Origin of the sequence: Bacillus sp. YKCMOAS1, assembly GCF_030268125.1 — a bacterium.
Taxonomy (GTDB): domain Bacteria; phylum Bacillota; class Bacilli; order Bacillales; family Bacillaceae; genus Bacillus; species Bacillus safensis.
Genome location: NZ_BSEI01000005.1, coordinates 47,087 through 60,947, shown reverse-complemented (window position 1 = coordinate 60,947; position 13,861 = coordinate 47,087). Strand labels below are relative to the sequence as shown.

General features: G+C 43.0%; 11 protein-coding genes. All 11 read right to left on the bottom strand.

From position 1 onward, the window contains the following. Nucleotides 1-13: 13 nt before the first annotated feature. The 11 genes from QSJ46_RS15230 to QSJ46_RS15180 all read right to left on the bottom strand — a co-directional run bounded on the left by QSJ46_RS15230 (nt 14) and on the right by QSJ46_RS15180 (nt 13,736). A complete protein-coding gene (locus QSJ46_RS15230; RefSeq protein WP_039177456.1) occupies nt 14-664 on the bottom strand; it encodes a response regulator in 651 nt (216 codons plus the stop codon). After that, nucleotides 661-1,806, bottom strand: a complete 1,146-nt coding sequence (locus tag QSJ46_RS15225; protein ID WP_285604950.1) for a GAF domain-containing sensor histidine kinase — start codon at nt 1,804-1,806, stop codon at nt 661-663. Before QSJ46_RS15225 ends, QSJ46_RS15230 begins: the two co-directional genes overlap by 4 nt. 156 nt (nt 1,807-1,962) lie before the next feature. Then, a complete protein-coding gene (locus tag QSJ46_RS15220; RefSeq protein ID WP_285604949.1) occupies nt 1,963-3,708 on the bottom strand; it encodes a phospho-sugar mutase in 1,746 nt (581 codons plus the stop codon). Nucleotides 3,709-3,843: 135 nt separating this feature from the next. Further along, on the bottom strand, nt 3,844-5,505 hold the full coding sequence (gene glpD / locus QSJ46_RS15215; protein ID WP_285604948.1) for a glycerol-3-phosphate dehydrogenase: 1,662 nt from the start codon (nt 5,503-5,505) through the stop codon (nt 3,844-3,846). Between the two features lie 139 nt (nt 5,506-5,644). Next, nucleotides 5,645-7,141 carry a glycerol kinase GlpK gene (gene glpK, locus QSJ46_RS15210; protein ID WP_041089582.1) on the bottom strand — a complete coding sequence of 499 codons (1,497 nt, stop codon included), beginning with the start codon at nt 7,139-7,141 and terminating at the stop codon, nt 5,645-5,647. A 15-nt stretch (nt 7,142-7,156) separates the two neighbouring features. Next, nucleotides 7,157-7,972 carry an MIP/aquaporin family protein gene (locus tag QSJ46_RS15205; protein WP_039177442.1) on the bottom strand — a complete coding sequence of 272 codons (816 nt, stop codon included), beginning with the start codon at nt 7,970-7,972 and terminating at the stop codon, nt 7,157-7,159. 214 nt (nt 7,973-8,186) lie between these two features. Continuing rightward, nucleotides 8,187-8,744, bottom strand: coding sequence for a glycerol-3-phosphate responsive antiterminator (locus QSJ46_RS15200; RefSeq protein ID WP_024425304.1), 558 nt, complete (start codon nt 8,742-8,744; stop codon nt 8,187-8,189). Nucleotides 8,745-8,895: 151 nt separating this feature from the next. Further along, nucleotides 8,896-10,236 carry an aspartate aminotransferase family protein gene (locus QSJ46_RS15195; protein ID WP_047202869.1) on the bottom strand — a complete coding sequence of 447 codons (1,341 nt, stop codon included), beginning with the start codon at nt 10,234-10,236 and terminating at the stop codon, nt 8,896-8,898. A gap of 255 nt (nt 10,237-10,491) precedes the next feature. Continuing rightward, the gene (locus tag QSJ46_RS15190) at nt 10,492-12,084 is read right to left on the bottom strand and encodes a PucR family transcriptional regulator (RefSeq protein WP_107163800.1); all 1,593 of its coding nucleotides are present in this window, start codon (nt 12,082-12,084) and stop codon (nt 10,492-10,494) included. 33 nt (nt 12,085-12,117) lie between these two features. Then, nucleotides 12,118-13,035 (bottom strand): AEC family transporter, encoded by a 918-nt coding sequence (locus QSJ46_RS15185; protein WP_039177433.1) that lies wholly within the window; start codon nt 13,033-13,035, stop codon nt 12,118-12,120. A gap of 284 nt (nt 13,036-13,319) precedes the next feature. Beyond that, nucleotides 13,320-13,736, bottom strand: a complete 417-nt coding sequence (locus QSJ46_RS15180) for a VOC family protein (RefSeq protein ID WP_047202910.1) — start codon at nt 13,734-13,736, stop codon at nt 13,320-13,322. Nucleotides 13,737-13,861 lie beyond the last annotated feature (125 nt).

Sequence of the window (13,861 nt, the reverse complement as noted above, 5' to 3'; positions counted from 1 at the left end):
AAATCCCCTTCTGTCATAGCAGCTCTTTTGGCTGATTTTTTTGATAATCCACTGCATACAGAGCCGCCTGGGTTCGATCTGCCAGCTCTAACTTTGATAATACATGAGATACGTGCGTTTTGACAGTCTTTTCAGAAATAAACAGCGATGAGGCAATTTCTTTGTTGCTTTTGCCCTTTGCAATCTCAAATAAAACATCTCGCTCTCTATTGGTAAGCTCTTTCATCAATGCCCATTTCTGTTCTTTTGGCTCTGTCAGATGCTGCACAAGAAAAGTCGTGATATGACCATCTAACTGATAGGTGCCATTTTGTACTTCAATCATGGTCGAAAGCAGCTTTTCTGGTGCTACATCCTTTAATTGATAGGCTTTCGCCCCTGCTTGAATGGCGGGAATCACATAATCTTTGTCCGCATAGCTTGTCAGGATCACAATGCGGGTGTCCGGCATTTCCAGCGTCATTTGTTTCGTTGCCTCAATGCCATTCATGACAGGCATAGACAAATCCATTAAGACAATGTCAGGCTGAGTATCTCTGACAACCTCTAATGCCTCTTGCCCATTGGACGCCTCACCAACGATGTCCACATCAGGCTGTGTCTGTAAGAAAAACACCAGGCCTTTTCTCACAATATGATGATCATCTGCAATGACAACTCTCATGACGATCCCTTCCTTTCTTGTGAAAATGGCACTTTTACATGAATCGTTGTTCCTTTTCCTAACTCTGAATGGATACAAAATGTACCACCTGCTCTTCGGATGCGGTCAGACATCCCTTTCAGCCCAAGTGAAGGAAGGCTCATCTGCTCGTCATATTGAAAACCTTTTCCGAGATCAATGATTTTCATCTCGAACGTATCTTTTGCTTGCTCAAGTTTGACCTCGACTTCTTCTACTTCCGCATGCTTCTGACAGTTATTCAGCGCTTCTTGACAGACCCGAAACAAAGTTTCATTGTGAGAATGATCCATTTCTATACAGCCTGATAAAGATAAATTGCAGCGTAATCCTAAAAGCTGAGCATACTCTTCAATTGCTGTCGTAAACCCTTTTTCAAGGCCTCTTGGTCTCAGCTGCCAAATGAGTGACCGCATTTCAATCAGAGCGTCTTGTGACAAATGTTGAATAAAATCAATCATTTCCCCTAGATTCTGATCGCTTGTCATTTGCCGTGCAGCCTTAGCAGTCAGACTCACAGAGAATAGCATTTGGTTGACAGAATCATGTAAATCCTGTGCCAGCCGGTTTCTTTCTTGTAAAAGGGCGTGCTGCTGTTCATTTTGCACAAGCTTCATCCGCTGAATCGCTGTGCCAATTTGAAGCGCAATGCTTTCAAGCAAATTCAGCTCTTCTTGTGTAAATGTGACTTTCCCCTTTGCCGCCACATTTAATAAGCCGAACGTACGCTTACATGCTTGTAGCGGCACCGTAGCATGATGTGTAATCCCTTCTGTATCTCCAAGCTTTTGTTCAATCGCCGTTTCAATCCGTTTGCAGTTCATAATATTGGTGGCTGATTGCAGTGAGCCTTTTGTGTATCGATTGATGCAATAACAATCATTTTGACACATGAGCTGTTTTTGATGCTTTGCGAGTGCTTCAGGTAAAGAAACCTCTGCCATCAGTTCATATGACCCGTCTTTTTCTATAAAATAAATCCATGCTGAATGAAAGCCTGTGACATCCATCAGCATATGGAGCACTTCATGGAGCGTTTCTTTCATTTCCATGCCTTCATTTAGCTTTTCAGCAATTTCTTTTAACGTTTTTAATGTTTCAACCTTCTCTTGGTATTCTCCCATACTGTTTACCCCCGGCATTTGCAGCCTTCACTTATCATTACGCTCATTATACCATGAGTCCCCACGCGGCTCTTTCTCCAAAAGAATGATTTCTTCTCATCCTTTTGACTGAGAAAAAAGCCATCATGCATTCATACACGATGGCCTTGTCTTTCGTTATTTCGCTGTTTCTTCCACAATATCATAAACGACTTTCATCACTTCTTCTGACAGATGCTTTAGTTTTTCTTCACTATCTGTTAAAGATGTGCCTTTGACTGCAATATAAAATTTCACTTTAGGCTCAGTGCCGGAAGGTCTTAAGCAGAACCACGAACCGTCCTCAAGGAAATATTTCAGCACGTTTGATGCCGGCAGATGAATGGTTTCCTCTTTCTTTTCAGCCACAAGATGTCTTTGACTTGATTGGTAATCCTCGATCACTGTGATGCGCTGCCCTGCGATGGCAGCTGGCGGATTTGTTCTAAAGGTATGAAGGATCGTTGAAATCTGCTCTGCTCCCTCTTTTCCTTTTAAGGTTAAAGACTTTAATCCTTCACGGTAAAATCCAAACTGCTTGAAAATATCGACAAGCGCGTCGTACAAGGACTTGCCCTGTTTTTTATAGAAGGCAGCGACTTCAACGGCTAATAGTGCCGCTTGCACCGCATCTTTATCTCGAGCAAAGTCACCGATCAAATAGCCATAGCTCTCTTCATAACCGAATTGAAACGTGTATTCTCCGCTCTTTTCAAACTGCTTAATTTTTTCTCCAATAAATTTAAAGCCTGTAAGTGTGTCTATCGTGTCGGCCCCAAAAGCTGATGCTACAGCACGCCCAAGCTCACTTGTGACAATGGTTTTCATCACAACAGGACGAGGCGGCAGCTGACCCAGCTTTTGTTTTTCAGACAATAAATAATGGAGCAGCAGGGCGCCTGTTTGGTTGCCTGTTAAAACAGTAAATTCTCCTTCGTGATCTCTGACCGCAATGCCTAATCTGTCAGCATCTGGGTCTGTTGCAATGAGGATATCGGCATTTTGTTTTTCGCCAAGCTTGATGGCGTACTCAAATGCTGCATGCTCCTCTGGGTTAGGCGAGGTCACTGTTGAGAACTGTGGATCTGGTTTTTCCTGCTCAGGCACAACCGTGACATGCTGATAACCTAGAGCCTGAAGCCCGTTTCTGACAGGGTGATTGGCCGTCCCATGAAGCGGAGTAAACACGACTTTGACATCAACCTCATGTGCCAGCTCAGGGTGCACACTTATGGTTTTTAATTTTTCAATATAAGCATGGTCGATTCCTTCTCCGATCATTTTGATCAGTCCTTGCTGTTTCAACGTTTCTTCAGAATCAACTGAAATTGACAGTTCATTTTCAATTGCATCTACTTCTTGAATGACTTGGTCTGCTTCAAATGGAGGCAGCTGCCCGCCATCTTCACCATACACTTTATAGCCATTATATTCTGGTGGATTATGACTTGCTGTCACAACAATTCCAGCAAATGCATGCAGCTCACGAACCGCAAAGGAGAGCTCTGGTGTCGGACGCAATTCATCGAATACGTACGTTTGAATGCCTTGTGAAGCAAGTGTTTTGGCTGCTTCCATCGCAAATTCAGGCGATTTATGACGTGAATCATATGCAATGGCGACGCCTCTTTTTTTTGCATCCTCTCCATGTTTCGCAATATACGCAGCAAGACCTGCTGAAGCTTTACGAACAGTATACACATTCATTCGGTTCGTGCCTGCACCAATCTCACCGCGCATTCCTCCAGTGCCGAACTCAAGGTTTTTGTAGAAACAGTCTTCAAGTGCTTGATGATCATCTTGATGCGTCTCCAGCCATTCCCTTAGTTCAGTTTCCAGGTGCTTCTCATTGATCCATCGCTCATAATTCGTCTTCCAACTCATGGTCGTCCTCCTATTTCTTGCCATCATTATAAATAATATCTACTTATATTTTATATCGAATCATCCTTAATGTCATGCTATATCAAAAATTGCGATAGACAATTAAAAAAGCCGATACATGATCGGCTTTTCCTTTTATTCAGCATCAAGCGGTACGACTGCTTCATGGAATAATTGATCTAATTCTGTTTGATGTTTCTGTTTTGCTGCTTCATCCCAGCCAAAACGCTCTGCCATGTAATCAACAACAGGCTGTGCGTATTTTTTTGCCCAATTGATATTAAATAATAGGCTTCCTGTTCTTCTTAAGAAGAAATCGACAGGTGTTACAGCTAGTTCTTCTTCGATCGCATAGACAAGCTCTGCCAGCACATATGCTGGAATGTTTCGTTTGTCTGCTTCCCCTTGAAGCTGCTCTACTCGTTTGTAGACACTGCTGACGTTTGAACCATATTTTTCAGCTAGTTTTTGTGCAATCGGTTCTGTTAAACCAACAGATGCTCCTTCTGCCGTTTTCGCTTGAACAAAAGCTGCCATGTTTTTAGATCCGCCTACATGACCGCCTGAGATTGGCATATGTTTTGTTTTACATGGACCGTAATCTTTGCCAGTCTCTTGTTTCAATCCATCACGTACGAGATCGACAATATGCTCAGCCATTTTGCGATAGCCTGTTAATTTACCACCAGCAATGGTGATTAAGCCTGAAGATGATGTCCACACTTCATCCTTACGAGAAATTTCTGAAGGATCTTTGCCCTCTTCATGAATGAGCGGACGAAGACCGGCCCAGTTGGACTCCACATCTTTTTCTGTAATATTGAGATCAGGGAACATGTATTGGATCGCTTGAATGACATAGTCGCGATCGGCTTTTGTCATACGCGGATGCTCCAGCTGTTTTTTGTACACTGTATCTGTTGTTCCAACGTACGTTTTGCCTTCTCTTGGAATGGCAAAGACCATACGTTTATCAGGTGTGTCAAAGTAGATCGCTTGTTTTAATGGGAAGACCGATTGGTCGAATACTAAGTGAATTCCTTTTGTATGCTGTAAGTGTTTTCCTTCTTTTGAGTGATCTTTGTCTCTAAGCTGATCTACCCATGGACCTGTCGCATTGACGACCTTCTTCGCATACACATCGTATGTTTTCTTCGTCATGACATCTTCAATGACAACACCAACCACTTTGCCTTTATCATAAATAAATTCTTTTACTTTCGCATAGTTGACCGCTTCCGCTCCGAATTTCACAGCCTCTTTCATCACTTCGATTGTGAGGCGTGCATCATCTGTACGGTATTCAACATAGTAGCCGCCGCCTTTTAAGCCGTCCTTTTTGACAAGCGGTTCTTTTGCAAGCGTTTCTTTCGCACTTAGCATGCTTCTGCGTTCGTTATGCTTTACGCCAGCTAAAAAGTCATACACTCTCAGTCCAATAGAGGTTGAAAACTTCCCAAATGTCCCGCCTTTATGCATCGGAAGAAGCATCCATTCTGGCGTCGTGACATGAGGACCATTTTCGTATACGATGGCACGCTCTTTACCGACCTCTGCGACCATTTTCACTTCAAATTGTTTTAAATAACGAAGTCCGCCGTGCACTAGTTTCGTTGAGCGGCTAGACGTACCTGCTGCGAAATCCTGCATTTCTGCAAGACCGACACGCATTCCGCGTGAAGCCGCGTCAAGTGCTGTACCAGCGCCTGTTATACCCCCACCAATGATAAACACATCATATGGTTTTTTTGTCATTTCCTGCAGCATTTGTTCTCTTTCTAAGCTAGAAAAAGTCATCTCTTGTTCCTCCCATGTTGTACGGTAAAGAAAAAGAGACCGCAAACACCCAAAGCGTATTTCTACACTTCGGTGCCTGCGGTCTCTCCAGTTCTCCAACCGTTCTATTAACTTACTTGAAGTATACCATACTTTTGGTTTATTTGAAAGCTTGAGCTGCTTTTACAGCCTTTTTCCACCCGCTGTATAACGAGTCACGGCTGTCCTCTTCCATTTTAGGGTCAAAGCGCTTGTCAAGATTCCATTGTTTTGCAATGTCTGAACGGTCGTTCCAGAAGCCAACTGCTATTCCCGCAAGATAGGCCGCACCGAGTGCCGTCGTCTCATTAATTTCTGGACGCTCTACTGGTACATCCAGCAAATCACTTTGGAAGCCCATTAAGAAATCATTCTTTACAGCTCCGCCATCTACACGCAAAGTTTTTAATGAGATGTTTGAATCCTTTTCCATCGCATCTAAAACATCCTTCGTTTGATAAGCAAGTGATTCTAACGTTGCACGGACAAAGTGCTCCTTAGAAGTACCGCGTGTTAATCCGAATACAGCGCCTCTGACATCACTGTCCCAGTATGGTGTGCCTAGACCAACGAATGCTGGAACGACATATACGCCATCTGTTGACTCAACGCGCTCCGCATAGGCTTCGCTGTCTTTTGAGTCTTTAAACATTCTCAGTCCGTCGCGCAGCCACTGAATCGCTGAACCAGCTACGAAAATACTTCCTTCTAAAGCATATTCAACTTTACCGTCAATGCCCCATGCAATTGTCGTTAATAAACCATGATCCGACTTAATTGCTTTTTCCCCTGTATTCATCAACATGAAACATCCTGTACCATACGTGTTCTTCGCCATTCCTTCTTCAAAGCAAGCCTGACCGAATAGTGCAGACTGCTGGTCTCCCGCAGCTCCTGCAATCGGAATATTTCTGCCGAAGAAGTGATAGTCTGTTGTTTCACCATAGATGTGTGAAGATGGTTTCACCTCCGGAAGCATAGAAGCAGGTACGCCAAGGATATCCAGTAATTCTTCATCCCATTTCAGATCGTAAATGTTGAACATTAACGTTCTTGACGCGTTGGAGTAATCTGTGACGTGTGATTGACCGCCTGTCATCTTCCAAATGAGCCATGTATCGATTGTGCCAAACAGCAAGTCGCCATTTTCTGCTTTCTCACGAGCACCTTCTACATTGTCTAAAATCCATTTTACTTTTGTCCCTGAGAAATAAGCATCAATGAGAAGACCTGTTTTATTTCTAAACGTTTCATTGTGTCCTTGCGCTTTTAACTCTTCACAAATGCCTGACGTTTGTCTAGACTGCCAAACAATTGCATTATAAACAGGTGCGCCTGTATGTTTATCCCAAACAACAGCTGTCTCACGCTGGTTCGTTATGCCGATACCGGCGATTTGATCTGCTTCAATGCCTGACTCAATTAAAGCAGTTGAAATGACGGATAGAACAGAGCTCCAAATTTCATTTGCGTTATGTTCTACCCAGCCTGGGTTCGGAAAATATTGATTAAATTCCTTCTGAGCTGTATGTGCAATTTTGCCTTCTTGATCAAATAAGATCGCTCTTGAGCTTGTTGTCCCTTGATCTAAAGCGAGAATATATTTTTCTTTTGCCATGGTGTTTTCCTCCCCTTACATACTTTCATTTACAGCATTTGTTTGATTTTTCGTAGAGACATAGAGTCCTAACAATACCACAACTAAAATAACGCTTACAATCCAAAAGGCTGGAGTGATGTTCGCTTTAAAGGCTGCATTGTAGAAAACACCGCCAAATGCACCACCTAAAATTGGACCAACGACCGGCACCCACGCATACTTCCAATTCGATGGACCTTTACCTGGAATCGGCAGAATCGCATGAGCAATTCTCGGACCTAAATCACGTGCAGGATTGATTGCATAACCAGTTGTTCCGCCTAATGAAAGACCAATTGCGACAATTAAGAAACCAACAATCAGCGGATTGATTCCATCCGCGAATTTATTTGCACCAATCGCTAAGATTCCTAGAACCAATACAAATGTACCGATGACTTCACTAAGTACGTTTGCAAAAGTATGCGGAATCGCAGGACCAGTTGAGAATACACCAAGCTTTGCACCTGGATCGTCTGTTGCTTTCCAGTGCGGTAAGTAATGTAAAAAGACAATAATAGCTCCTAATAATGCGCCAAGCATTTGACCGGCAATATACATTGGTACATCAGCCCAAGGAAAACTTCCTTCTAACGCAAGCCCGATTGTCAGTGCAGGATTCAAATGCGCTCCGCTGATTCCACCTGTTGCATAAGCTGCTATGGCTACTGCAAATCCCCATCCGAAAGCGATTACAATCCAGCCGGACTGATATGCGAGCGATTTCTTTAAATTGACTGCCGCACATACACCGCCTCCAAAAATAATAAGCAGCATTGTACCTACGACTTCACCCCAAAATGGTGTCATGAAAATTCCTCCTCTGGTTCAGTTGCCATCCCCTATGAATGTGTAAAAAAGATAAAGAAAAAAGATCCACAACAAACATACTTTACATCAGGGTCATTTGTCACCTAGTAAAGCGCTGTTGTGGATCTCCGTTTCTCCATCACATGATATTAACTTAGTGCTATAGTATCAGAGGATGAAAACGTTGTCAATCATTTTTCACATTTTATCTTTTTCACTTTTGGAACGCTTTCCAAAGGGCTGTATTCGATGTTGTCACAGCTGTAGCACCTGCTTCAAGTGCTCTTTCTACATCTTCTTTTGTACGGATAAACCCGCCTGCAAATATTGGAATCCCAGCTCGCTCGCGCACTTCTGTAATTAAATCCGGTACCACCCCTGGCAATACTTCAATAAAATCTGGGCGATGTTTCCCCACGAACTCCATGCTTTTTTCCATGGCACTTGTATCAAGTAAAAACATTCGCTGAATGGCATATACCTTTTTTTGCTTGGCTTTTACTATGACTGAAGACCTAGTAGAAATAATTCCTGCCGGCTTCATTTCCTGACAAATAAATTCCGTTCCATACTCATCATGTTTGATCCCGTGAATGAGATCGACATGGACAAACATTTTTTTATGATGGGCATTTGCCTCATTCATGATGCCCTTTAGCCGGCCTAAATGAACATCAAGTAAGACCCCATATGTAAATGGACTTTTTAAAAATTCCTCAAATTGCTTCATATTGCGAACAGCAGGTAGAATGGGTTGATCATGAAAACTCATATGCCGTCTCCTTCTAAAGTGTATTGGTTCAGTCATCTCCTAACAGTAATAGAATCTCTTCTATTTTTCAATACACCTAGTGTATCCAATGCCGATTTTACTTAGCAGCGTATGTGCTTTTTCCATAGAAAAAAGCAGAGAAATCTCTCTGCTATAACTGTGCCATGCTTTCTTTAAGCGTGTTCATAATAAATGAGGCGTCTTCGTCTGTTATATTTAGCGGCGGTGCAAGCTGGGCAACGTTATTATAGCCGGCAACCGTATCACCATTTTTCCCAATGATCAGTCCGCGTTTTTTACATTCTGCAATCAATTGACCGACAACCTGTGGATCAGCTGGTTTTTTGGACTGTTGATCCTGGACAAGCTCAATTCCAAACAGCAGGCCTTTTCCTCTGACATCACCGACAAATGGATGCTCTTTTAACTCTTGCAAACGTTCAAGCATGTCTTGCCCAAGCGTGTCAGACCGTTCTACTAATTTCTCGTTTTCCATGATCTCTAAGTTCGCAAGGGCAACCGCACAGGAAGCAGGGTGTCCGCCAAATGTATTCACATGGCGCAGCCTGTCATACGTATCTTCCCCTGCGTAGGCTTCATAGATTTCTCGTTTCACGCACGTTGCAGAAAGAGGTAAATAGCCGCTTGTGATTCCTTTTGCCATTGTGATGATGTCCGGCTTTACATCTTCATGCATAAAACCAAACCGCTTCCCTGTCCGGCCAAAGCCGCAGATGACTTCATCCACAATGAGAAGCGCCCCATGAGCCTCACAGATGTCTTTAACCTTCTTCAAATACCCTTTTGGCGGCATCAAGATACCGCCGCCTGTAATGATCGGCTCCATAATAACACCAGCAATGGTCTCACTTAGTTCCCACGTCATGGCTTGATCGATTGCCGCTGCACTTGCCAAAGTTTCTTGATCCTCAGGATGACGATACATATCAGGCGGTGCGACATGGATAAAGCCTTGACCTAATGGTTCATATTTATATTTACGCTGCGCCTGCCCCGTTGCGGCAAGGGCAGCTGCTGTATTGCCGTGATACGATCGATACCTGGAGATGAACTTTGTTCTTGTGCTCTCTCCTTTTTGCGCATGATATTGTTTGGCGATCTTAAATGCGGCTTCATTGGCTTCAGAACCGCTGTTAGAAAAGAAGATGACATAGTCCCCTCCAAGCCATTCATTTAGCTTTTCAGCCAATTGAATCGCTGGCACATGACTTTGCGTCAGCGGATAATAAGGCATTGTATTTAGTTGCCTATATGCCGCTTCTGCAAGCTCTTTTCTGCCATAACCGGCATTTACACACCAAAGACCTGACATCCCGTCTAAATAGTGATTCCCATGAATATCTGTCACCCATGCGCCTTCTGCCTCGTGAATAACCATGCTTTCATTTTCCTTGTTTGTCCCTTTCATATGATGCCAGATCAACTGATCATCTTTCGCCTGAAGATTTTGAGCCTGCTCATGTATTTTCATCTTCCCGCCCCCATGTATCCGTTTTCATCACTAAAGAAGCTTAGACTGGTTCAGCAGCACATTGCCTCTCCATTCATTATATGGATGAAAAGGGAGGCATATGAAACTGAAACTAGGCCGCCTGTAAGAGAGAACCAACCGTTACTTTCATTATAAAAAAGGGGCCGAGCTGATTACATTAGACAGATCGTCAACTGATTGAAAAGAATGATAAGACATTCTACTCGGGTGCATTAGCAAATCTAACAAACCTCGTTAACGGCGATTTCCTTGTAGAAATTCATATGCAAGAATCGCAAATTCAAGCGCCTGTCGTTTCGGGGCCTGCATCATATCCTCGCCAAGCAATGCATGCAGTTTATCTAGTCTATGATAAAGGGTCTGCCTGACAATAAAGAGCTGGCTTGCAGTTTCCTTTTTAGAACCGTTTGTCTGTAAAAAGATATTCAGCGTTTGATAGAGTCTTCCGCTATTTTGCTTATCATATAAAAGCACAGGCTCCAAATACTCTTTCACCATACATTCAAGCAGTCCGCTTTCCTGCATGACTGGCATGAGACGGAGCATATGCAAATCTTGATAAAATGGGCTTTCCACCCGCTGGGGCATCACTTTCTTTAAATGCAGCACTTCTTTGGCTGCTTGAAAGCTTTTTCTCATATGCTGAAACTGCTCACAATATGGACCGATGCCAAAATTGATCACGGTTCCGCGTGGCTGCTCCCGATCATACAATTGTTTGATGTCGCTTGCAGCCTTCTCTGCACGCTCTTTCCAGTCCTCTTTCTTTCTCGTGTTCAATAAAATAAACAAGGTTTGTCCTTGATGCTCATACGGAATCAAATGGAAACCCGCACGCTGAAAGATGGAGCGGCACGATACGAGAAAATATAGATTTCCTGCGATTTCTTCGATTTGATGATGCTTTTGAAAGAGCATCACGACACAGCCGGTTGGCTTTTTCAATCCTTCTGTTTCTTCAAGATGCTCTAATATATCTCTTTCTGTATGCTCTTCTTGGAACCATTTTTGCAGCCATTCGTTCTCTTTGGTCTTCTTCAATTCTTCTGTATAAAGCTCTCTTAGCGTTTGCTGGGCCAAAGCATTTGCTCCTTTATCCATTACGAGCAGTTCAAATTCTGAAAGTGTGTTTGTTTGATGAATGAGCACAAGGTCAGCAAATGTCTGCTTGAGTGCAAGCACTTCTTTTTTGGTCACTTCGTATCCTTTTGGCAAGGAGGCAAACTGTAAATAATTCATGACCATCTCTTCGGTTTGTTTGGAGGAATCACATACAATAATTGGCTCCCCCTGAACAGGAATGAGTAAAAGAATGCCCCTTACGTGCTGATACACTTGATCCAAAATATCCATCTGCGGATGGGGAGTCAGCAAAAGCTCATTCAGCTTTGATGATAGTGCTTCTAGATCAGCCATCATTTGATACTGGCGTTCAATCATCATCGTATGGAGATGCTGTGTGATGTTGACGAATTTCACTTCTTTTGTAAACAAAATCAGCGGAAAATCTCTTTCTTCTGCATACACAATCAGTTCTTCCGGCACATCGAATCTGAGCGGAACAAATTCAATACACAAGCCTGCCGCACCAGAATCGATCAGCTGCTTTAAAAATGCTTGAAACACATCCAATTGATCATGGAAGCCTGCGGCTGTTGTTAGTATGAGCTCTCCCCCATTTAATAAATCTTCTACAGCAGGCACTTCTAACACATGAACCCATCTGACCTGCCGAAACAATCCCTTTTCTCCTGCTAACACTTTCGCATGGGCAAAATACTTTGTTTTCAACACATCACTCACTTGAAAATGAACATCTACATTCATTGATATGTCCCCCTTTGTTTTGCCGCCTATCCCCTATCCCAGAGGGTGCATAGATAAAATCCATAATAAAACTGGTAATGTCACGATGCTTAAAACGGTACTGAGAAATGTCGTGCTTGAGACAAATTCAGGCTTCGTTCGAAATTGTACAGCCATGAGCGTAGTATTTGCTGCTGTCGGCATGGCTGCAACTAAGATCATAATTTGTTTCACTAGATCATCTACCGGTAAAATAAGTGTAAAGCCAAATGCGATGAGTGGTGAGATAAACAGCTTCAGCAATACAGCATAAGAAATGTTGCGATAATCCACTTGCTTAAAAGAAATGACGGCGAGCTGCATACCTAAAATAAGCATAATCGTCGGTATGGCGGCATCTCCCACAAGCTGGACACCCGTCATCACCTCTTTAGGTAGTGAAAGATCCATTAGCTGAAATAATAGACCGAGGAGTGCCCCATATGCAACCGGCATACGCAGCACTTTTTTCAGCACGACCTTTCCATCCCCTGCATCCTCTCCGCCCTTTGCTGCATAATACATACCGATCGTACTCATGACAAGCTGCTGTAGCACCATTAAAACGATAGCAATATCTAAACCAGCTGCTCCGAAAACAAGCAGGACAACAGGCGTGCCGTAATTCCCATTGTTCATAAATGCTGACGACAGAATCATGGCACAATACATTTCCTTCGAATAACCATAAATACGAGATAAAATAAAGACACATAAAACAAGTGAAAGACAAAGTCCGACGACAAAAATAGATAAGTACACATAGTCCATCGACACTTTGTTTTGATAAAAGGTTTCAAACGCAAGAAATGGTGACATTAAATATAAAGACATTGATGAGAGCGTATGTATGTCAAAACCAATGGCCTTCTGCCCAATATACCCGATAAGGAAAATACCGAACACTGGCAGTAAGACAAGTAAAAACTCCATGCTGCACCTACTTTTCTCTAGATGAATTCCTATTTTTTGTTTCCTCATAATCATACCACTGTTAAACAATAAAAAAGAAGCGACCTTATGAAAGGTCGCTTCTGATTATTGACAAAGGGCTAAAATGTTCTTTATTTTAGCCCTTTGTCTTCTTTTCAGCGTGATTGAAATCCTTTGCAGTCTAGAAAGGACGAGTACCGAAGCGGAGCGAATTTGACATTCGTGAGCATCGGAGCGCAGGCCTGACACCGAATGCGAGGGTTTGTCTACACGCTGAAGCACCCTTATGAAAGGCTGCTTCTCTCCTCATCCAAATAGAACACTTCCCACAAATGACCATCAAGATCCTGAAAGCTCCAACCGTACATGAACCCATGATCCTGCTTTTCCTTAAACGGTGACCCGCCTGCTGCCATCGCCTGCTCCACCAGCTCATCGACCTCTTTTCGTGAATCAACCCGCATAGATACAATGACCTCTGAACCCTGCCTTGCATCCACCAATTGTTTCTCTGAGATGGTTTGAAAATGCTTATGGGTTAACAGCATGACCGTAATGGTGTCACCAATGACCAAACAAGCTGCCTGATCATTCGTCAGCTGCTCTTGAAAGTCAAAACCCAGCTGCTCAAAAAAAGCCTTTGATTCCTTGACATGCTTTACCGGTAAATTGATATACAAATGTTTAGCTTGTCGCCCCATTTTCCTCTCCTTTTTGAACACATGATCTCGTTTCAGTATATTCAGATTTTTCTCCAGCATCCCTTTATCACATGAAAAAATAAGCTCTCCTCCTTCTTCAGCTTATTTTTTCAATACATTATGAT

What these genes read in the sequence shown, in the direction of transcription:
- QSJ46_RS15230 (WP_039177456.1), bottom strand. Translation starts at nt 664, where the DNA reads ATGAGAGTTGTCATTGCAGATGATCATCATATTGTGAGAAAAGGCCTG.
- QSJ46_RS15225 (WP_285604950.1), bottom strand. Translation starts at nt 1,806, where the DNA reads ATGGGAGAATACCAAGAGAAGGTTGAAACATTAAAAACGTTAAAAGAA.
- QSJ46_RS15220 (WP_285604949.1), bottom strand. Translation starts at nt 3,708, where the DNA reads ATGAGTTGGAAGACGAATTATGAGCGATGGATCAATGAGAAGCACCTG.
- glpD (WP_285604948.1), bottom strand. Translation starts at nt 5,505, where the DNA reads ATGACTTTTTCTAGCTTAGAAAGAGAACAAATGCTGCAGGAAATGACA.
- glpK (WP_041089582.1), bottom strand. Translation starts at nt 7,141, where the DNA reads ATGGCAAAAGAAAAATATATTCTCGCTTTAGATCAAGGGACAACAAGC.
- QSJ46_RS15205 (WP_039177442.1), bottom strand. Translation starts at nt 7,972, where the DNA reads ATGACACCATTTTGGGGTGAAGTCGTAGGTACAATGCTGCTTATTATT.
- QSJ46_RS15200 (WP_024425304.1), bottom strand. Translation starts at nt 8,744, where the DNA reads ATGAGTTTTCATGATCAACCCATTCTACCTGCTGTTCGCAATATGAAG.
- QSJ46_RS15195 (WP_047202869.1), bottom strand. Translation starts at nt 10,236, where the DNA reads ATGAAAATACATGAGCAGGCTCAAAATCTTCAGGCGAAAGATGATCAG.
- QSJ46_RS15190 (WP_107163800.1), bottom strand. Translation starts at nt 12,084, where the DNA reads ATGAATGTAGATGTTCATTTTCAAGTGAGTGATGTGTTGAAAACAAAG.
- QSJ46_RS15185 (WP_039177433.1), bottom strand. Translation starts at nt 13,035, where the DNA reads ATGGAGTTTTTACTTGTCTTACTGCCAGTGTTCGGTATTTTCCTTATC.
- QSJ46_RS15180 (WP_047202910.1), bottom strand. Translation starts at nt 13,736, where the DNA reads ATGGGGCGACAAGCTAAACATTTGTATATCAATTTACCGGTAAAGCAT.